Source organism: Paenibacillus sp. FSL L8-0340, assembly GCF_038593145.1.
Classification (GTDB): Bacteria; Bacillota; Bacilli; order Paenibacillales; family Paenibacillaceae; genus Paenibacillus_AQ.
In genome coordinates this window covers 226,760-248,104 of record NZ_CP151967.1, presented here as the reverse complement: position 1 = coordinate 248,104, position 21,345 = coordinate 226,760, and the positions used below count along the sequence as shown (strand labels likewise).

The following is a 21,345-nucleotide window of genomic DNA, read 5'->3' as shown; positions in this document are numbered from 1 at the left end:
CATTTTAAGAATATTTCAGTTTAAAGTAAAGCTAAATAAAGAGAAAGTAGACCATCATCTAATTCACAACTTTATCCGTTCGAATTTCATCAGGAATGGATTGAATCATTCCAACTAATAAATTCGAATTATCGTCTCGCATGCTTCTTAAAACATCTTTTGAATCCACTCTACCATAGGTTACATCTTTTGAATCTCTCGCAAGATCAAAGTAAACCTCATTTTTTTCTGGTTCAGGTCGCTTTCCATACTCTTTTGAATACACACCTGATTTGCCTACTTCCTCTACTCCCTCCCAAACTAAATAGGTTAGATCATTTTTAATCTCATAATAGGAAACTAAATTTCCCCATACGTGGTAATATCGCAAGACCTCCCCTTCAGGGAAATACAACTGATGGGATGACATTTCTTTACTTGAGGATAGTTTATTTTCTCCAATCAAAGGAAGAGACAGGGCGATTTTACGAGCAGCGAGTAAATCATCGCCCTGATATAAGGTAGAATAGGTATTTATCTTATCCCAACTATGAATAATTATTTCATTTGCATCTTTAACCCATTTCACCTCTGCTTTAAAGGCTTCACTAATAAAACGTAAAGGAACCATAATCCGCTTATTTTTGACTTGAACAGGGGACTCCAATTTTATTGTATTCCCTCCATATGTTACCTCTTTCTCTCCTGCTTTAAGAACTAACTTATCCTGGTTCACTTTTGTTGTTACAGTAACTATTTTATTTATTGAATTCCAATTCAAATTAAGATTTAACTTTCTCAGGGAATCTAATGAGACCATAGTTATTCCATTAACTACCATAGGTGGTGAATCTGAACTAACTACTTCACTATTGATAATAAGAGTAACCGGTGATTTTGCATATATTGGTATTGAACTACACAAAAACACTAAACACATTACTAATAAAGCACTTATCATTTTTTTCATATTTCTACATACCTCCCATTTTTTAGACCCATTTATAATAGACGCAACCAAACATACAAAAGTTTTTAAAAAATATTGCGAACGTTACGCATCTCCTATAAAAAAATGCCCTTGACTGTCGTCCGGCTCAACTGCCGGTTGGAAAACGCCCTCCCTCTCCCCTCCTTGAATCCATGGTTATTCCATAGTCCGGGATTATAATGAAATTACGACGTCGAATTCAATTTCGGGAGAGGTAACTATGATCAGTAGCGAAAAAGTCGGCAAACGCATCGCCATGCTCCGCAAAGAAAAACAGCTGTCCCAAGAACAATTGGCCGAACAGCTCAATGTCACGGCTCAAGCCGTCTCCAAATGGGAAACAGGGAAGTCCCTGCCCGAAACCGCCACCCTGCCTTTGCTGTCCATTGTACTGGGCCACCCCATTGACGGCATTTTGCTGCCCCAGGAATTAGTCGTACTTTCCGCCGTATACACAGACGGCCGGGATTCCCATGATGTCACCCACTTTGTGAACCAGTTCGTAGCCGGCAACAGACTCTCCTTCACCGTCAGCGATCATATCTTCCCCGGCTGTCTGTCCGGCGACCGCTCCAAGGTGCTGATTGTCAGATATGAGACGCCTGCCGGAATCTATTCAGCCTATGCGCTAAAAGAACAGCTTCTGACGATTGATGTCCATTCCAAAGGGTATACCCCCGGCAAAAGCGGACTGGAATTTGTGTACGCCTCCTATGGAAATGAGCTGATCCACCGGAATGTTTTAAAGAAGATGCAGCATTATGAGTTCTTTCAGTGGGAGCATTTCACGGTCAGCCACGAGCTTTTCCCAAGCCTTATCGACAATGATGGCAACGATTATCTGCTGCTCCTCTACTTGAATGCCGAGGGTATTCATGCGGTAAGCTGTGCCGAAGGTGAGCAGATTCACTACAGCCCGGACCGGACCCGCCTCTTCGCCATCCAATCGTCCCGGCAGCATTACATTGTTGAGAATGTAGGCCGACTTGGCTTCGGCCAGGGAATGGACTGCTCATGGGCAGGAGCCTTCTATCTGTCTTTGAGCACAAGGGGGATTGAGACTACCTATGAGCAGGTAATGGGGGTGTCCGGGGCATGCTGGAGAATTTCTTTCACACCTGTGTGGGATTATAGCTCAGCCGATGCGCTCGTAGCCTATGATTTTTCAGCTGCTGCCCATAAAGCCTATGGTCTTACAGCCAGCCGGGCGAACCGGCTTACACCGGAAGAGCGCAAACAGGAGAAGCAACAACTAATGGACAGCATTCGGAAGCATCAGCTGCCGATAGCGATCAACCTCAGGGTTGCCCCCGAGTGGGGCGTAATTACAGGGTACTTGGACAATGGGGATACCCTGCTGTGCCGCAGCTATTTTGACGGGGAAACGTTCGAGGGCCTGCACGACGATCCAGAGTTTCAGAGCGATATGAAGGTCAGCAAGGGCTATTTATATGTGGACCATTGGCCTTATATGCTAATGCGCTTTGACAGCCAGGCTCCTGTACCGTCAGCTCTGGACAACTTCTATACTTCACTCAGGGTCAAGCTGGACTCCATGAGGGCCGATGACAATAGAGGCTACCGGCTCGGCTATAAGGCTTTGGATACATGGTGCGAAGGTCTGCTCAGCAGCCGGTGGTACCAAGATGCAGAAACCTATGATTTTGAACGCAGGTTCGGCGTAAACCACTTTTGCATGATGGCGCTAACCGATGCCCGTAGAAGCGCCGCAGCTTACTTAAAAGCCTCGCTGCCGCTGTTGCAGCATCCTGCCGAAGCCGGCGCGCTGGCTGAAATGGCCGGCGTGTATGAACAGATCGACGCCTTACTCGAAGGTTTTTACAAGGCAATGACCGATCCGGCCTCTATAGAGCCGGGCTTATCCCCCCGCCCGTTCTGGACGAATGAGCACCGAAGCCGGCAGGCGGAGCTACTGCAAACCGTAAGCATGCTTGAACACCGTGGAGATGAGCTGGCTAAAGAGATCCTGGAGAACAGCCAGCACCATGCAGAGGCTTAAAGACTTTTTCTTCATAAGATAGAAAGTACAGGAACAAATGATAAAAGAACCTGTGGCCCTTGAACTGGGCGACAGGTTCTTTTGTTCAGCTTATTTGAGGATCACGTGGGCAAATACTGGCTAAAGCCTGCATAGTACAGAGCAGATGCTTCTTTATGCCTTAAGATCCAGCACCAGCACATTCACCGAGTTAGCAGGCAGATTAAGAACAATATTGCTGCTGTTCAACGTAATCTCCCGCTCGTCAGGCACGATTCGCTCATTGTTCTTCTGGTTTACATTAGGCACATGCACAAGCTGGGCTTCGCCGGTCAAGGTGATCAGCTTCGCGGCTGCCCCGACCTTCAAATCTTCAAGCTGCAGCTGCGTTATTTTGTCTACATCATCGGCATTCACAAGCTTTACATACACATGCTTCGCGTCTTTTGTAACCGAGTTGAAGATCTCTCTGTTGTACGCCTCCAGCTTGTAGTCCAGCACCTTGCTGGCTGCTCTGCCGTCCGTATAAGAACAGATCAGGCTCTCTCCGGTTTCACCACCGTAATTCACTGTAATCGTGTATTCCGTGTTGTCGGAAATCTCCTCATAGCTGGCTGCTCTAAGATTGCCTGCCGCCGTGCTGGAAGAGTAGTCGCCCAGGGTATAGGCTTCCACGCCTTGCTTGTACACCTTCACACCGGTAGCGTTGCCGCCATAGCTGATAGCATATTCGAGGACATCCTTGTTCTCCGGCGAAATGTCAGTCAGCCCTGTGCCCACGTAGAAACCGTCCTCCCCCGCGATTCGCGAAGCAACAACCTCCACCTTGTAATCGGTCCAGCTGTCATTCAGGATGTAAAGGCCGTTCAGCCCGCTGGCCTGAGCTTTAAGCACAAGCCCTTTATCCAGAACGGTATACCCTGCGGAGCCGGGAATGGTCTGCCAAGCCTGGTTAAGCGCCTGTGTAAAGTCCTGATCAAGCAGCACAGAGCCATCCTTATTCGACGTTACGGTCAAGCGCTTCACCAGAATATCAGCATTGCCTGCCGCCACTTCAATTCCGCCATGAGGAAGGAGTGCTGCCGGTTTGCCGTTTCTATACGTAGAGAAGGAGGTTGCCAGTACTTTATTGCCCAAATATTTGGCATACAGCTGCTGCACATAATAGTTCGGGGTGAACCAGACCGTCTCATCGTCGAACCAGATGCAGTCCGGTGTCCAGCGGTAGGTCCCGTCCGTCAGCACCTTGTTGAACAGCGGCGCATAAGCGGCGAGCAGAACAACATCCGCATTGTTTTCAAATCCGGTCATAACCGCTGCCTCTGCTACTGCGCCAGCCAGTGTGTTTTTGTCCGTAGAAGCATATTCCCCGACAAATACCTTGGAGGTTTCCTTCCAGTCGATGCTGCCGTCTGCGTTATACGCTCTATAGTAATAATTATACCGGTCGGCATTCGCAAGCAGATAGTCATTGGAGCGGTAGTAATGCTCATCGGCAATCGTGTCCATGTAGTTGCTCTGCTGCCCGTACCAGGTTACCGTTTCTTCAATTACTTTATGCCCGTCGGCAAAAGCTACCTCAGCCGATCCGCTGAGATTGCCGCTCAGGAACTTCCAGCCCTGCTGGTACGCATCATCGTCCGCTTGCGCGCCAACCGTGGAGATAATATGCAGTTCATGCCCCGGATAGTTCTGCTCCATATAGGCATCTATTGATGTCTTGAACACTTCAAAGTTGGCGAAGAACTCTGTACCCCAGTTCTCGTTGCCTACGCCCAGATAACGCAGATCAAACGGAGCTTCATGGCCCATCTTGCTGCGCATAGCCGCCCATTCGTTGTTCTCGAAGTCCATGCTGATGGCGAAGTCGATCAGGTCGGTAAAGTTCTTGATGTAATACTCCCGTAATTCGCCTCCGGCCGGATGGGCGTAGTCCGAACGCGCCTGGCACAGCACGCCGCAAGCCATCACCGGAAGTGGAGTTGCATTAAGGTCTTCTGCCAGCTGGAAATATTCCATATAGCCGAGGCCCATAGTCATCATGTAGCCCCATACGTTGTAATTTTCTTTGCGCAGCTCAACCGCTCCGATGGAATCCTTCCAGTCATACACATTCTCCCAAATAAAGGAGCCTTCAGAGATGCACCCGCCGGGGAAACGCAGGAATTTCGGATGCATGCCTACAAGCGCGTTCACCAGATCTTTTCTCAGCCGGTAGTTCGGGTTGCCCGTATAGTTGGCGTGAGCCGACCGGGAGTGCTCTTCCTCGCCTGCTCCCCATACATCCTGCGGAACCAAGGACACCATGTCGATCGAAATTTCACCCGCAAAAGCAAGCGCCAGCTGGCCAAGAGCCGTGGCCGAACCCGTCAGCACAAGCTTGGCATCCACTCCATACTTCTTCCAGGTGTTTCCGCCCTCCACTTTTACGATTACGGAATCACTGATCGCTGCTCCGTCCGCTCCCTGAAGCTGCAGCGTAATTGTACCGGCTGACTCTGCCTTCGCCCAGATTGTGAAATCGTACTTCGCGCCCGTTAGTATGGACATGGCACAATTTCCGTTGGAATCAGCAAACCCTTTGTTCTGAATCACGGCACCATCTGCCACTGTCACATAATAAGCATTTACTTCCGGGTCCTTTACGCCAAAATGTTCATTTAGTCCGCCGCTGTGCTGCGGGAGCATCTTACCGGTATCTCCGGACCACGCGAATAAGGGCTCGCGGTTCCGGCCGGTGGAGCAGCCGCATTCCCCGGAAGTATGGGAATAGGTATCAAAAGCAAAAGATTCAAACGAGCGGTTCTGCACCAGCTCAGCATAAATTCCGCCGTCTGCTGCGTTGTTAATGTCTTCATAGAACAAGCCGTACATCACCTCGCTGACATCGAGGATTTCCTTATTTCCGTGGATGGTCAGTGTGTATGGAGGCAGGTCCTGCGGCAGCACCGAGACGTCGAAGCTTTTTTCCATAGAGACGGGCCCCCGGGTCAGAACTGCGGTAAGGGTTGCCGCTTCAGCAGAGCTTATTTCCTGAACCTGTCCATTATCCAGAAGCGCTGCAGGCTGGCTAGATTTCCAGCTCACTTCAACTTTTCCGCCCATCAGCGAAGCCGGAAGTGACAAGTCCTTAGTGATTATGGTCGTGGGGAAGGCAAGATACTTGTCTCTGGCCAGCCTTACGATCTCTTCATTACTCAAAGAATCGCACATCACCTCAATGACCTCATCCATCGACAAGCCCGCTTTATAAATCCGCATATCCGAGAGCGAGCCGGCAAAGTCTGCATCCGCAGCAAACTGCGAACGGCCGATAAAATTGCTGCTGTAGTTGTCCGAATCCGTAAAGGTCGCGAACCATCTGCGCAGTTGGGCATAGTTGCCGCTGGAGGTCTGGCTGATCGAGCCGTCAGCAACGGCTTCACCGTTCACATACACCACCGGACCCGCACTGCTTAAAGTGCCGCCTTGCGTACCCGTTACCGACATGGCAATATGCATCCACTCGCCCCCGGCAAATCCTCTGCCCGGATCAACGGCCAAATCGCCTTGGGCAGACAACGTACCGCGCAAATTACGTGTCAGGAACAGATAAGGCCCTTTCTCCCCTTTGCCAAAGTCAAAGATCCGCTCCCATACGTTAGAGCCCTTGGCAAAGTTCACCCATGCAGCAACGGTTATCCCCGTGTTGTCGCTTACATCTTGAAGCAAGTCCGCCGGAAGCCGGACATACGAGGTTCCTGCATCGCCACCGGCAAACGTTGCAGCCACTCTGCCGCTCACCTTGGAGATTACCGGCGCCACCTTGCCGAAGGCCTCTCCATCCCGCCCTTGTCCAGAGCTGTCTTTAGCGATACGGTCTGCATCCTCGAATTTGTAATGTGCAATGATTTGATCGCGGAAATTAGTCATTAGGGTCTCTCCTAACCTTTTATTTAATATAAATATGAATCAGTTTATAAAAATAAATACCATATAGCTATACTACCTCATTAGGCGGTTATTTCTCAACTTTTTTTGCTATACTCGTGGAACTAGCACAAGCCGTATCCAATCCTCTGTGTACTATAGGAGTAAATAGAACAATGAGGTGATCTGCAAATGGGCAATTCAGCAGCAAGAGTGCGCAAGCAGGCAAAACGATTGAAGGGCCGAAAGGTCTGCATTACGCTGCATGACGGGCGTACCTATGTAGGATGGATAACCGGACTCGATCAGGGGGCGCTGATTCTCTCCAAACGGCGCAGTAACCATAAACCACGCAGAGCTTCCACCTCCCGTTCGCAAAAGGCCACAACCTCAGCATTTCTGCCGATGCTCGGAACCTTGCTCGGAGGCTCGGGTGCTGGCGCTGCCGGAGGACCCGGCGGGGGGCTTGGCGGAGGCCTGGGCGGACTGATGGGCGGCGGGCTCCGCTTCTTCGGAATGATTCAGAAAGCTATGCCGGTGATGAAGATGGGCTACAGCATGATTAAGACAATCAGACCGTTTATGAGTGGGCTTAAGGGATTGATGGGGGGAGGCGGTGGGGTTTAGCAGCTTAGGGGCTGAACAAAGAATGACATCCGTTTCAGCGAGAAATAGAAGGATAATTTATACGTGAAGCATATAAATTCTATATTTTTAAAAAGACACCCCGGGGGTGTCTTTTTTGCGATAGTATTCTGTTCACTTCATATACAGCTCAACCAGCTCATAGCATCTTTCCTTCGTCACCCCTGACTGGGTCGCTGCATATTCCAGCGGCTCCATCGTTCCGCCTTCAAATTCTGCCGCTGCCTTTGCCGCCGTTTCATCTCTTTCTGTGATCCATTTTAATTGCTTTTCTTTTAATTTGGCCATTTCATCTTTCGGGAGCTGCCGCTTGAGCTCCTGGTAAATCTCATTTAGAGCCGCATCCCACCGTCCGTACTCCTTGTCCGCAGCCTCGATCATCGACGCCGTTGTCCCTTCATCTGATAAAGCCTGCAAATCTGTAAGCCCCTCTTCAATCTTATCCAGCTTCTTCAAGTAGTCCTGCTTCATCGATCCGGCGGCAGGCTCCTGCCCGGTTTCAGGCGACGTTTCCTCCGGTGTGGCTTCCGGGGTTGTTGCCGGGGTTGCTTCTCGCGTTGTAGCCGGTGCTGTTGCTGTTGCTGTTTGCTGCGCATTCTGATCCGGCTCTGCCGAATTTACCTTGCTGTCTGCATTATTACTGCAACCGGCAAATACTAAACTGCAGGTCAATAGAGTCAATATCATTGTTTTTCTCATTCGTCCTCACCCTATCATCGGTTTATAGTATATATCGTGTGGTTTGGCTTACCTTTTAACAGAGGCTTATTTGTATATATTACCTGCATTGGCAGCAATATAATCATCGCAGATATAGTTAAAGATATACTTTCCTTCCAAAAACTAAAATAGATATACTAGAAACATGAGACAACAACAAATTCTAATCGTTGAAGATGACGAAACTATTGCCTTTGGACTTAAAGTATTCCTGCTGCAAAAGGGTTTTGGTATACAACATGCCGATCGGGTCAGTACCGCCAAAGCTATGCTGACCGCCAGCCCCCATGATCTGATCCTGCTGGACTGGAATCTTCCTGACGGCAACGGCTATGAGTTCTGCTCTTACGTCAAACAGATGTCCGATATTCCGGTAATCTTCCTGACTGTACGGGATGACGAGCATGATATCGTGCAGGGTCTGGATATGGGGGCTGATGATTATATCGTTAAGCCGTTTCAGCTTAGTGTGGTACTCTCCCGCATCCAGGCCGTATTGCGCCGGACAGGAAGCACCGCCCCTGCGGCAGCCCGCCTCACCTGCGGAGCACTTCTGCTCGATCCGGTCAAAACGCAGGTATTCTGCGGCGGAACAGAGGTGCCGGTGACCGCCGGTGAATACCGCCTGCTACTGCTGCTTCTGCAGAACAAAAATCAGACGCTGACCCGCAGAGTGCTGCTTGAGAAATTATGGGATGCGGACGGGGATTTTGTCAACGATAACACTTTGACCGTGATGATAAAGCGGCTGCGGGAGAAATTAGGCCCTTCCTCCAGCATCAAGACGATTCGCGGCATCGGCTACCGCCTGGAGCCGGATGATGAATAGACGCAGGTACAGCCGGTTTCTCCTTCTGGCCTTCGCCGCTGCCTTGTTTGCCGGACTGGTTATGGGGATTGGCATATCCCGGCTCGTCTCGCAGGCTGAATACACCCAAACGGCGCAGCTCACCGGGACATCCTACAGCCGCCACCCTGAGCTGGAACAGACTTTAGTACAGGGACTGCATGACGGGAATGCCGCCGCTTTGCAGACAGGTACCGAACTTCTGCACCGCTATGGGTATACCCTCCACACCTTTAATAACAAGAACCGCCTGCTGATCATCACGGGAAGTGTGGGCCTGTGGATGCTCCTGTTTCTGCTGTTTGCAGCAGTTCAGTATCGATTACAAAACAAAAGAAAGGAAAGAATCGCAGGACTGACAGCCTATCTCTATTCCATTAATCAGGGACAGCACCAAATTCTGCCCCGGACTGGTGAGGATGAATACTCTTTCCTGGAAGACGAATTATATAAGACTGTTGTAGAGCTGCGGCATACCCGTGAGACAGCCGTGCTGGAAAGGCAATCGCTCGCCGACAATCTGTCCGATATTGCCCATCAGATCAAGACCCCGCTGACTTCTGTCTCTTTGATGGCTGAATTACTGGCTGACAGCAGGCAGAACAGCGCAGACGCCTTATATGTGGAGAAAATCCAAAGCCAGCTAACCCGCCTGGAGCGTCTGGTATCCTCCTTGCTGACGTTGTCCAGGCTGGATGCGGGAACGCTGGAACTGCAGCAGCTTCCGGTGGATGTGTACACGATGCTGGCCAGCGCCGCTGAACCTCTGGAGAATATCCTCTCCGGCAGAAGGCAAACCTTGACCCTTCAATCCAGCCCCGCCATCAGCTACCGCGGAGATTACCATTGGAGCTCGGAGGCACTGCTCAATGTTCTGATGAACTGTTCGGAGCATACCCCAACTGGCGGCAACATCACTGTATCTTACGCACAGAACCCCGTGTACACGCAAATTATAGTGGAGGATTCCGGGGCGGGATTTCCTGCGGAAGAACTTCCGCATATATTTAAACGCTTTTACAGAGGGAGCAATGCCCGCAAGGATAGCGTTGGCATCGGACTTGCGCTGGCCCATTCCATCATTCAGCGGCAGAACGGCAGCATCCATGCGGAGAACCGGCCGGGGGGCGGAGCCCGCTTTGTCATCAAGTGGTATGCTCATTAATCTTCCTCCGTCACCGGAATGTCACCCGGGGCTGGTAGAGTGGACCGTACAAAGGAGGCTCCACCCATGGAAATATTACGTTGTGAGAACTTAACGAAAGCCTACGGTTCGGGACAATCGCTCGTTACCGCCCTTGACTCCGTTCAGCTGTCGGTACAAAAAGGCGAATTCGTCGCCATTATCGGCGCTTCGGGTTCCGGCAAGTCCACCCTGCTGCATCTGCTGGGCGGCGTAGACCGCCCGACCAGCGGTACGATCATGATTGAGGACCGTAACATTGCACAGCTGAACGAAGAAGAATTAGCGGTATTCCGCAGAAGGAAGGTCGGGCTGATCTACCAGTTCTATAATCTTATTCCTGCCTTAAGTGTCCGGAAAAATATTGTACTGCCGATGCTTCTGGACGGAAGAACGCCGGATGAACAGCGGCTGCAGGACATTATCCGCAGCCTGGGATTGGAATCACGGCTCGACCACCTGCCAGGCCAGCTGTCCGGCGGGCAGCAGCAGCGTGTGGCTATCGCCCGTTCCTTGATTTACAGACCTGCTCTTCTATTGGCGGACGAACCGACCGGAAACCTCGACAGGAAAAATACAGAGGAAACGGTCGGGCTGCTGAAATTGTCCCATCAGCAATTCAATCAGACCGTTCTGCTCATTACCCATAACGAGAAGATTGCGCTGGAAGCGGACCGCATTATCACCCTGGAAGACGGCCGCATTGTTTCCGACGAGGTGATCCGGCAATGAATACTATCATCGGAGACTACGTCCGCTCCCATCTCAGGGCGAACAAGCGCAGCACAATGTTCATCTTCACGGCCATTCTGATCGCTGCCACCTTACTCTGCGCCTCTGGTTTTCTACTTTATTCCCAGTGGCTTAACGAGGTGGATACGACCGTTAAGGACCGCGGTAATTGGCATGCCCGTTTAGGACAACCGGTTCCGGCAGAACAGCTGAAATATATTCAGCTCCATCCGCAGGTGGATGAGGTCTATCTGGAATCGCAGCACAAGTCGCTACAGCTGGAGGGCACAAAGCGGCCTTATCTGAATCTGGTACAGCTGAGCGTTGACGCTTGGGAGAACAGCCCGCGTACAGGAAGACTACTGGAAGGCAGGATCCCAAAGAAGAAGGGCGAGATCATCGTATCCAAATTGTTTTTTGCCGAGAATCCCCAATACCAGATAGGAGACAGCCTTCAGCTTCCCATAGGGCAACGTATGCTGGATGGAAGGCAGGTGGCGGACTATGCCCCACGGCTCCAAGGTGAAATCTTTCAGCCTGCTGGTGAACAAGCCTTCATCATTACGGGAACGATCAATGAATCCTCCGTATCCTCTTATCCCTGTTACTCTGCCTATGGCTTCGCGGATATGCAGACGGCTTCACCGAAAGAGCTGTTTAACGTCTCCGTGCGGCTACGTAACATCTCTGATGCTTATGAAACGGCTCCGCAGCTGGCCGGGAATATTGGCCAGAAGCCGAATGCTGCCGGAAGCTACGCCATCACCTACAACACACCGCTTCTGGCCTTATACGGACTCAAGGGGCCCGGTGTCCATGGCGGAATTGCCCTAACCTCCGGCTATGCACTCTCCGCCCTCCTGACGATGGGGCTGGTGATGCTCCTCTTCACCATATTGATCTACAATGCCTTTACAGCTACAACGGCAAGCCAAATCAGGCAACTGGGTATTCTCAAAAGCGTTGGCGCAACGCCGAAGCAAATTCGCCGCATTGTATTATATGAAGCCTTGGGACTGGCCTGCATCGCAATCCCCCTGGGGCTGCTGCTTGGTTATGCCGGAATGGCCGTTATTATCAAAGCGATCGACGCCCTGTTAGCCGATTCTGCAAACAACCATTTACGCATTGAATTCTCTTGGCCCATCGTAGGCATTGCAGGGGCAGCAAGCTTTGCTACCGTATTATTGTCCGCATGGACGCCAGCCCGGAAGTTGGCCAGACTGCTGCCGATAGAAGCCATCCGAAATGTCCCGGCTACAAGGAAGGCGGGGAAGACACGCGAATACCGCTGGTTACATAACAGACTAAGTGCTGAGGGAGGGCTTGCGTTCAGCGCCTTTGCAGCCAACAAAAAAGCCTATCGCACGACGATAATCTCGCTCACGCTGTTCATTACGCTAATCGTAGGCTTTCAAAGCTTCGCGGTCATCTGGATAGCCGACCAGAAGCTGGCACTGGCCCAGAAACAATACACTTTCGAACTGTCCATGACCACCGTGGCGCAGCCCGATCCGGCTATGATGAAGCAGTTGTCCGGCTTGTCCGGTGTTCAGCAGCAGGTGGTTTACCGGGGGGCTGAACACTCCCTTAAATGGGATAAGCAGCGAATCCATCCGGCCTTTGCCGCTGCCGGTGGATTTCAGGACAGCTACTATCCCGGTAATTCCGGCGGCAGCTTCCCTACCAATCTGCTGCAAGAGGATGGGCAGCCGCGAATTTTTCTGGAGCTGAAAGGACTGGATAGCGCCTCCTTTGCCGCTTACTGTGCCCGGATTGGGGTAGACGCAGCCCTGTTTGCTGATCAGACCCAGTCCAAGGCTATAGTAGTTAACCGGACCAGCGGCAATATTCCCTCTTTTATCGAAAAGTACAACATCCCGGAAACGGAATATCTTCAGCTTGCCGCTGGCGATTCAATGATTGTAGAAGAAGATCATTTCCCTGACCAGCCGCGTACGGGTGGGCAGTATAAGCTTACAATCGGTGCCGTGACCGGCCAATATCCGGCGCTCGACCAGCATCACTATCCCTTGGATCTGGTAGTGATCGTGCCGATGGACACTTATGAGAGTATTGTTCAGAAACTCAGCATGGAGCGGGCGCTGGATTACCAGAGTATTACCTTTAAGATGAACATTCCCCGGGAACAGCTGGCTGTGGCCCGGCAGCAGGCCGGTGAGATCCTGAATCAATACCTGCCACCTGAAGATTGGAGCATTACCACTCTGCTCAGCCGGGAGGAAAGCAACCGGGACGCCATCCGTTCCATCGAGCTTCTGGTCGGCGGCTTTGCCATCCTGCTCGGCTGTATAGGCATCACAGGTGCTTTTTCCACCGTGTCCGGCAACCTTTCAGCCCGAAGACGGGAGTTCGCGGTCCTTCGCAGTATGGGCTTGTCTCCCCGGGGTATGAAACGTATGCTGCGGCTGGAAGGACTATACTTTGGATTGTTGCCCTCCCTGCTGTCTATACCGATATTGGCCGGCGTCTGCGGTATTATGCTGCATTACGCAATTGCCGCTACGTGGAAGGACTTTCTGGCCGGAATCCCCTGGCTTCAATTAGCAGGCTGCTTTATCCTTGCCGCAGGCAGTGTAGGACTGGCCTACCAAATCACCGGCGCAAAGATACGGCAGGAGAATGTGATTGATGCCATCAAAGATGAGAACTTGTAATCGCACAGCATATAATTCCTTAAAGAACAAAAGACACCCCTGGAGGTGTCTTTTGGACCTTTTATGTTGTGTTCTTTATTGAGCGTGATAAGATAGGATATCTGAATGAATGGGGCGATCAAGATAAATCAGGAGAAAGATGCAACAAAACGTTACTCGAAGGATAGGCCGGATGGGAATGAGTATTCCTTAGAAAAGATGGCTGATATTCTTATTCAGCACTCAGTACAGAAGTAATGACTGTTTGGCGTATCATCAAAACTGTGACTGCATTCGTAGAAGCTTATATGCTGTTATTTTCATACATATGGAGTAAGTAAAAGACACCCTGGAGGTGTTTTTTACTAGTTTACGGTTAATCAGTTAACATTGTAATAGCACATCTATTGTAAAACAATATCTTATCTTTCTCAGCCGCTAGAGATCCTCAACTTTTCTCATGAGCTGGACGGTTTGTCCGCTTTTTTCGCTTTCTGATAAGGATTATGATAAGAAGCAATAAGGGTAGAATGATCTGAAAAACTGGAAAAATGTAATTTAGAACAATTTGTCTGCCTGCAACGATATGATGGGTATAATTTGGAGATAAGAAGGACAATCCGTAAACTAGAAATGCGACAGGCAACACCCACTTTTTATAACCAACACCGGTTATTTTTTCGAGTCCGATTACGGCACCATTAAAAAAGGCAGCCATTTTAACAATTAATCCAAGAAAGAGAAGCAAGGTGAACAGCGCATCCATCCGCTCAAATACTTCAGCAAAGTCAATCAATTGCACGGTTTCCAGTAGAGGTAAAGTGCTATATATTGCAATTTTTGGACCCAAAACAAAAATATTCAGTTGATTAATAAATGTCAGTGAGAGTGCCGTAATGACATAACAGGTAATCACAGCTCTGTTGAGTTTTCTTCCTGTATGGACATAGGGATAAAAAACTAGAAATAATACAGTCTGTCCGAACGGAAAAGAGACAATCTCCGGTATTGCCGCATTAAGAACGGGCTTCCACCCGGATTCCAAAACTGGAAGCATAAATTGGAAGTGGAAAAGGCCGGTGACAGGAATCAGAATACTGATTAGGGCATAGCTAACTAACACAACAGGAAAAAGAATGACGCACATCAGAAACATTACTCTATATCCATAACGGACGGTATTGGAAACAACAAGGATGACGATCAGCATGATAATCCATAGCGATGTCTGGTTTAACAATGTCATTATAGTGATTTCGCCAAGATCGCGTAAATTTCGTGATACTTCATAAACGAAATAGCCCACAAACAGAAGGTTCAGGAATGTTCCGAGATATTTCCCCATATAACGGCGAAACAATAGGAACAGATCTAAAAGGGGCTCCTGATGATGAATACTCAAGTGTATTAGAAGCACGAACAGACCGGCCAATGCCCCTACCAGCATGGCTAACCAGGCATCCTGCTTAGCCTCTCCCCCCATGAAAAATAAGGTTGTGCTGCCAACCTCGAATAATGAAATACATATGACCAGCTCCGATACCCGAATTGTACTGCTTTGGCTCATTTATTTCATCTCCTGTTTATGTTTATGTGGTCATTAATCATCTTCGGATTCGAGCAGCCGGCTAAATGAACCCTGAAATAAACCGGGCCGTTTCAGGTTCACTTCTACATCGATGTCAATGTCCATGTTAGCAATTTCCTCGGGCCAAGTTTCTTTTAAACTTTTCCAATCCTCGGGGGATTTACGGTGTATTTTATTGCCGATTCCCGCAAGGTCGACTTTTAAACGCTGTACCGCTTTCCATCCTTCCAGGATTTGCGAGCCAATAATCTTCTCTGCCTGCTGCTCCAACTTGTTAATACTCTGCGTTTTTAAAAGATCTTCAGGTGTAGTGGTCCCCAAAATCTCACCTACAACCACTTTAGCCTTGACTTTTATCGTATAATGCACATGCCCTTTTACCGGTGTAACTTTTACCTTTGCTTTTCGGATCAGGAAAGCGGACACATCGGCATCCTTACTTTTATAGCTTAGAGTGGTCGTATGTATACGGTTGGTTAGCCAGGAGAGTCCCACACTCTCGTTTTGGTCCAGTGTTCCAACCATTTTTGCTTTCTGGAAGACACTTAACCCGGAAATTTTTAGTTTGCCGCTGGCCGAGGTCTGTTGGAATACATTTGCTGACTCTAAATTTGAGCTGTCAGTGCCTGTGATAGATACTTCTGGAACTCCAGCAGCGCCGCTGTCGGAACTGATGCCCAGAGCCAATTCATGTACGGATACCGAAGGGTAATACGAACTTAACTGCTCACTTTTTTGCAGGATGTTGGATAACGCTCTGCCGGGAAGCTTCTCCGGGGGGATCAGCTTCTTCAAATAATCTCTGGCTTCGCCATTGGCAACTAAGACTTTAACTGTTTCCCGTGCTCCAGGATTACGATAATAAGTGTCCAGAATTTCTTCAATTCCGGTTTCTGCTGCTTGTTTACCAATGATAAGAATATTGGTATGTGCAAAATACAGCTTACGCGGATTTTCCTGGGTGCTGGTCGCTACAGCCTCTCTGATGGTTTTTCCATGTGCCGAGAAGGTATGCACAGCGGCTTGAGATCCCCCTGCACCGGATGATCCGCCTGCGCCGGAAGACATTGCCGGTGGAATGATGAGCTGGTATGTAATTGTCCAGTCCCCCTGCTGCCCATCAAATCCGGTTGCTGTTGTAATTCCTAATTCGTTCATTTCAATTCGGTTTCCGCACCCTGCAAGCATTAGACCTGCAACAAGCAAAATGGCAACTACCCAGCATCGGTGCACATAGATCTCTCCTTTAAGCTTTTGGTTCAGGCTCGTCTGCACTGCGGACAATGTTGTTCGAACCGACAGGATATTGGTGAGGAGCCTGTCTTTTTTTGTTAGTTCCGGATTTTATATTGGGTCTTGTTTTCATTGCCCACCAGGGTGCCCGAATAAGCAGATCTTTCATATTTGACTTGTAAAATGGACTGTATGGCAATAGATAGTCAATACCGAACGATTTTAGAGAGAGCAGATGAGCTAAAATAGGAACAACCCCTGCCATAATTCCGAATAAACCGAGAGTTCCTGCCAGCAGCATGAGAATAAAACGCAATAAACGTACGGCAGTTGCCATACTGAAGTATGGAATGACAAAGTTGGATATAGCAGTAAAGGAGACAACGATTACCATTGCGCCGGAGACCAGTCCTGCTTCTACCGCTGCTTGGCCAATAACCAGAGCTCCTACTATGGATATGGCTGGACCAATCGCACGGGGCATCCGGACGCCTGCTTCACGAATCACTTCAAAGGTTAATTCCATCAGCAAGGCTTCCAACAGAGCTGGAAAAGGAACCCCTTCCCGTTGGGCGGCCAGAGTTACTAACAGGATGGTGGGAATCATTTCTTGATGGAACGTTGTCAAGGCAATGAACAAGGAAGGAAGCAGCAAGGAAACCAGGAATGATAACAGACGGATCACCCGCAAAAAAGATGAAATGTCGTAGCGCTGGTAATAATCTTCGGCTGTCTGAAAAAAATTATAAAAAGTTACCGGGGCAATTAATGCGAACGGTGTCCCATCCACCAAAACCGCTACTTGTCCATCTAAAAGGCTTCCAGCAACGGTGTCCGGGCGTTCTGAATTTAACATTGTAGGAAAGGGAGTAAGCGGCGCATCTTGAATGAATTCTTCGATATAGCCACTTTCAAGGATACTATCTGTATCAATGGTCTGAAGCCGCTTAGTGATCTCCTGAACCACACCGGGATCGGCAATTCCTTCTATGTAGGTTACAATGACAATGGTTTGCGAATATTGTCCGATAATGTGGCTGTCAAACTTAAGATCAGGTGTCCGCAGCTTCCTTCTGATCAGAGTGATATTGACTGAGATATCCTCTGTAAAACCCTCTTTCGGCCCCCGGATCACCCCTTGCGAAGTGGGTTCTTCCACGGCCCGTCTGACCCCGCCGGCAATGGAGACAGCCAGAGCAGATTGTAAACCATCTATTATAATGACGGCACTGCCTGTAAGGACAGCTTGATAGATCTGATTTTGCGAATCAATCATTTGAATATTTCCTGCAGGCAGTGTTTTTTTTAATAAAGAAGCTGCAAGATGTTCTTCTAACCGGTTAGAGGATGTATGGGCTATTTCTTTAACTAAGCTTTCAATAAGATCGGATAACAGACCTGGGTCGATTAGCCCTTCAATATAACAAACGGCAAGAGGCCCGGTGTGCTCAGGATTATCGGAAAATTCCCGGATGGTAAAGTCAGGGCTTTGACCCAGTCTATTTTTAAGTGTGCATAGGGTACTGGCTAATGAAGCATTTATAGGCTCGTTTAAGGCCTGATGTTTGGATTTTTCCGCATCTTGGCTGGAACCTTTCGCTGGTCTCAACACATTTTTTATCCAGTGTTTTAGCATGATTAGCCTCCTCTCCTGAGTATACTATTTGCTGTCATTCCCCAATGTATGCATAACAGGACATCCATAAACAATCCGCTGGGCTGAAGAATAATAATGATTTTAAAGATTTCAGACTAGAATTAGACGGATAAATCCCTCATTATCAAAGTGCCATTATATTATTCAGGAATCAACAAAAAGAGAGCACCCCTAGGGGCACTCTCCTGTACTTCATATGGTTAGTTTCTTTGCAGCATTTACACTTGTTTGAATTCGATCGCGTTAATCTGCATGCCTGGTTTGACGAAATCAAACTTCATTTCATAGAGGCCTGCTTCCAGCTCAATCTTCACGAGCTTTAGCGTGATCCATCTGCCGTCCGTTCCATTGGTTTGAATAGTCGTCACCACTTGATCGTTTAGAGTCATATTGCTTGCACTCTGGGCAAGTTCTGTATCCGGAGACATGACGCTTGCAAAGATCCGGTATACACCCGCTTGGTCAACTTTTATGAAGGTCGAACCGGTTGCAGCCGTTTGAACCACTGCATTGTCAGCTACAGTTTGTGCTTGCCCAGCGGGAAGAGCCGGATTCGCCTTGAAGACATCAACCGTTTCTGCAATCACTTGTTCTCTGGAGAACACGGGTGCCTGCATCAGAAACTCACAAATATTGATAGCGCTGCGCTGCAGCTCTCCACGGGTCAGGGTGCCATTGTCCAGGGATTCAATCGTGTTGTCTCCCCAGACATTGGTTTCCGCACCATAGTTGCTGACGACCATATACAGGTCATTCTGTGCACGGACCATCCAGTTTGTGTTCCTCCGGTCAGCAGGACCCCCATCCACGACATCGTTCATGATCGCCCACCAGTCGGTCATCACGATGCCCTTGAAGCCCCATTCTCCGCGAAGAACCGTTGTATTCAAATCATAGTTAGATGCCGCCCAATGCCCGTTCACCGGATTATAGGAGGTCATAACCGAATTGGCTCCGCCCTGTTTTACCGCGATTTCAAAACCTTTCAGATAAATCTCGCGGAGCGCCCGTTCGGACACAATCGCATCCACCTTACTGCGGTACTTCTCCTGATTGTTGCAGGCGAAATGCTTCAGTGTAGCGTTCGATCCGCCTTTCATAATCCCGCGGGTGCAGGCTGCAGCAAAAACCCCTGAAATCAGCGGATCTTCCGAAAAATACTCAAAATTGCGCCCGTTCAATGGACTGCGGCGAATATTCAGACCCGGTCCCAGCAAGGCATCTACACTGTTGCTTAACAGCTCCCGGCCTTCCATGACGTACAGCTCTTCAACCAATTCAGCATTCCAGGTTGCTGCCAGCAAGGTTCCAATGGCAACCTGTGTCGCCTTCTGCCCGCTGTCCATGCGAATGCCTGACGGGCCGTCTGCGGTACAGCCAACCGGAATTCCATAACTGAACAGCTGATCACTTACCCCACCGAAAGCCGAAGCCGTACCCGGTGTAACGAGCGGACTGCTCATGCCTTCGCCTCTGACAATCGCCGCCAGATCCTGGTCGCTAAGCTGGGCGATGAACGCCTTCATGCTAACCTTTCCTTCATGGACATCTCTTAGTTTATATCCTTGATTACCGGTTTGCGCCAAGGTTTCAGGGAGATTGCTCTGAATGCGTTCTGCCATAGAAACCTTTTGTTTTGGCACCTCTGCATAGGCAAGTTCATAAGAGCCGTCTGCCTTGCGGGCTCCCGGGTGCATTCTTGTAAAGCTCTCTGTCGGCGCCAGCGCCTCTTGCAGCTGCTCCACAACCTGAAGAGCTTCCACGCTGTAACCGCTCTGTCCTGCCACGCCAACTTCGGCCAGCGCTTTAACACTGGTTCCTACGTAAAGGCGGTATGTCCCGGCTTCCAGCACGTAAGCAGAAGCATGACCAGTCACCCCGGCGTCATCGTAAGAGGCCATCGAATGAACAGGGAAGCGTACAGTCAGACGCTGCGATTCACCCGGCTGGAGAAGTTGTGTCTTCACGAAGGCAGCCAAAGCTTTGGCCGGCTGGCCCAGCTTGCCTTGGGGCGCTTCATAATAGACCTGAACGACCTCTTTTCCCGCAAAGGCAGTTCCCGTATTCGATACGTTCACTTCAATAGCAATGTAGGCTTCTCCATCCTTGGTGATCACTTTGGCTTCTTCCGGCTTCACTTCAAACCGGGTATACGATAGACCATATCCAAATTCAAATTGAACCCGCTCCGGGCAAAACGTCTCAAAATAACGATAGCCCACATAAATATCTTCCTGATAGAAGTTCTTGAGTTCATTGCCGTAATTACGGGTCGAGGGATAATCCTCGATGGAATAAGCAATCGTATCGGTTAATTTACCGCTGGGTGTCACTTCTCCGGCCAGCACATCGGCAATCGCATTGCCGCCCTCCATACCGCCCTGCCAAGCATAAATCACACAAGGGATGGGGTGCGCATAACCTTCATCGTTCAACCAGCTCATATCGATAATATTGGAGACATTCAGCACCACGACGGTTTGCTCAAAATAGGCCGTCACCTGCTTCAACATCGCTTTTTCTTCATCATTTAACTGGTAGCTTCCCGGCTCGTTGGCATTATCCTGGTCTTCCCCGGCCGTACGTCCGATCACTACGATAGCTTTATTGGATTTAGCTCTTGCCTCTGACACCAGTTCATCGGTTAAAGGCATCTCCTTCTGGTGCCACGGCTCTGCAGCCCAGCCCCCGCCGCCATTATCAAACGGGTTGCTCTCAATCCACGTTTCATATACAGCTGCCAATGGCTGGTTAATGGAAATGTTCTGTTTATTCCGGAGACCATCCAGCAGGTTGGTTGTATGTGAAACATGGACACTGCCGCCCGAACCGGTTCCGCTGCGATAATAATTCACCTGGGTTCTGCCAAAAATGGCAACGTTGTCGCTTGCCTGAAGCGGAAGAACTTGCCCTTCATTCTTTAACAGCACTGCACCTTCTGCGGCGGCGACTCTGCTGAATTCAGCAAACCCTTCTAATGGAACTCCAAAACTTTGTGTGCTCAATGTATTCTCTCCCTATTGTCATCTCTATACTAATTTCAACAACTTAATATTAATATACAAGCTCAGCTTCTATAAAAGCAAAGTTTCATCATTTAATATTGTGAATATTCGGCTTGTTCATCCACCAGACATTCCTAAACACCCGCTCCAGGAGCGGGTGTTTAGGAAAAGCACCAAGGGACAAGGTCCCCGGCGGCCTG

Annotated in this window: 13 protein-coding genes; 6 read left to right on the top strand and 7 right to left on the bottom strand. The window is 49.3% G+C overall.

The features are described 5' to 3' along the window. Nucleotides 1-58: 58 nt before the first annotated feature. Entirely contained in the window at nt 59-949 is an 891-nt protein-coding gene (locus NST07_RS01205; RefSeq protein WP_342480933.1) for a copper amine oxidase N-terminal domain-containing protein, read from the bottom strand. A 241-nt stretch (nt 950-1,190) separates the two neighbouring features. Between NST07_RS01205 and NST07_RS01200 the strand changes: the two genes are divergently transcribed. Beyond that, nucleotides 1,191-2,990 carry a helix-turn-helix transcriptional regulator gene (locus NST07_RS01200; protein WP_342480932.1) on the top strand — a complete coding sequence of 600 codons (1,800 nt, stop codon included), beginning with the start codon at nt 1,191-1,193 and terminating at the stop codon, nt 2,988-2,990. Between the two features lie 153 nt (nt 2,991-3,143). On the opposite strand, the gene NST07_RS01195 is transcribed toward NST07_RS01200, so the two are convergent. Further along, nucleotides 3,144-6,881 carry an alpha-L-arabinofuranosidase C-terminal domain-containing protein gene (locus NST07_RS01195; protein ID WP_342480931.1) on the bottom strand — a complete coding sequence of 1,246 codons (3,738 nt, stop codon included), beginning with the start codon at nt 6,879-6,881 and terminating at the stop codon, nt 3,144-3,146. 189 nt (nt 6,882-7,070) lie between these two features. Here NST07_RS01195 and NST07_RS01190 point away from each other — a divergent pair, with 189 nt between their 5' ends. Next, complete coding sequence (locus NST07_RS01190; protein WP_341089201.1) at nt 7,071-7,505, top strand: LSm family protein; 435 nt, start codon at nt 7,071-7,073, stop codon at nt 7,503-7,505. A 132-nt stretch (nt 7,506-7,637) separates the two neighbouring features. Here the strand turns inward: NST07_RS01190 and NST07_RS01185 are convergent, their stop codons facing one another. After that, entirely contained in the window at nt 7,638-8,222 is a 585-nt protein-coding gene (locus NST07_RS01185; RefSeq protein WP_341089200.1) for a lysozyme inhibitor LprI family protein, read from the bottom strand. Between the two features lie 166 nt (nt 8,223-8,388). On the opposite strand from NST07_RS01185, the gene NST07_RS01180 reads away from it, so the two are divergent. From NST07_RS01180 to NST07_RS01165, 4 genes are all read left to right on the top strand, one after another. Then, complete coding sequence (locus tag NST07_RS01180) at nt 8,389-9,072, top strand: response regulator transcription factor (protein ID WP_342480930.1); 684 nt, start codon at nt 8,389-8,391, stop codon at nt 9,070-9,072. After that, nucleotides 9,065-10,255 (top strand): HAMP domain-containing sensor histidine kinase, encoded by a 1,191-nt coding sequence (locus NST07_RS01175; protein ID WP_341089196.1) that lies wholly within the window; start codon nt 9,065-9,067, stop codon nt 10,253-10,255. The genes NST07_RS01180 and NST07_RS01175 overlap by 8 nt, the downstream gene beginning before the upstream one ends. 66 nt (nt 10,256-10,321) lie before the next feature. Beyond that, the gene (locus tag NST07_RS01170; protein WP_342480929.1) at nt 10,322-11,005 is read left to right on the top strand and encodes an ABC transporter ATP-binding protein; all 684 of its coding nucleotides are present in this window, start codon (nt 10,322-10,324) and stop codon (nt 11,003-11,005) included. Further along, nucleotides 11,002-13,683, top strand: a complete 2,682-nt coding sequence (locus tag NST07_RS01165; RefSeq protein ID WP_342480928.1) for an ABC transporter permease — start codon at nt 11,002-11,004, stop codon at nt 13,681-13,683. The genes NST07_RS01170 and NST07_RS01165 overlap by 4 nt, the downstream gene beginning before the upstream one ends. 427 nt (nt 13,684-14,110) lie before the next feature. On the opposite strand, the gene NST07_RS01160 is transcribed toward NST07_RS01165, so the two are convergent. From NST07_RS01160 to NST07_RS01145, 4 genes are all read right to left on the bottom strand, one after another. Next, nucleotides 14,111-15,229 carry an endospore germination permease gene (locus tag NST07_RS01160; protein ID WP_341089192.1) on the bottom strand — a complete coding sequence of 373 codons (1,119 nt, stop codon included), beginning with the start codon at nt 15,227-15,229 and terminating at the stop codon, nt 14,111-14,113. Between the two features lie 33 nt (nt 15,230-15,262). Next, entirely contained in the window at nt 15,263-16,483 is a 1,221-nt protein-coding gene (locus tag NST07_RS01155; RefSeq protein ID WP_341089190.1) for a Ger(x)C family spore germination protein, read from the bottom strand. Nucleotides 16,484-16,496: 13 nt separating this feature from the next. After that, entirely contained in the window at nt 16,497-18,119 is a 1,623-nt protein-coding gene (locus NST07_RS01150) for a spore germination protein (RefSeq protein WP_341089189.1), read from the bottom strand. A 239-nt stretch (nt 18,120-18,358) separates the two neighbouring features. Continuing rightward, nucleotides 18,359-21,145 carry a glycoside hydrolase family 3 C-terminal domain-containing protein gene (locus NST07_RS01145; RefSeq protein WP_342480927.1) on the bottom strand — a complete coding sequence of 929 codons (2,787 nt, stop codon included), beginning with the start codon at nt 21,143-21,145 and terminating at the stop codon, nt 18,359-18,361. Nucleotides 21,146-21,345 lie beyond the last annotated feature (200 nt).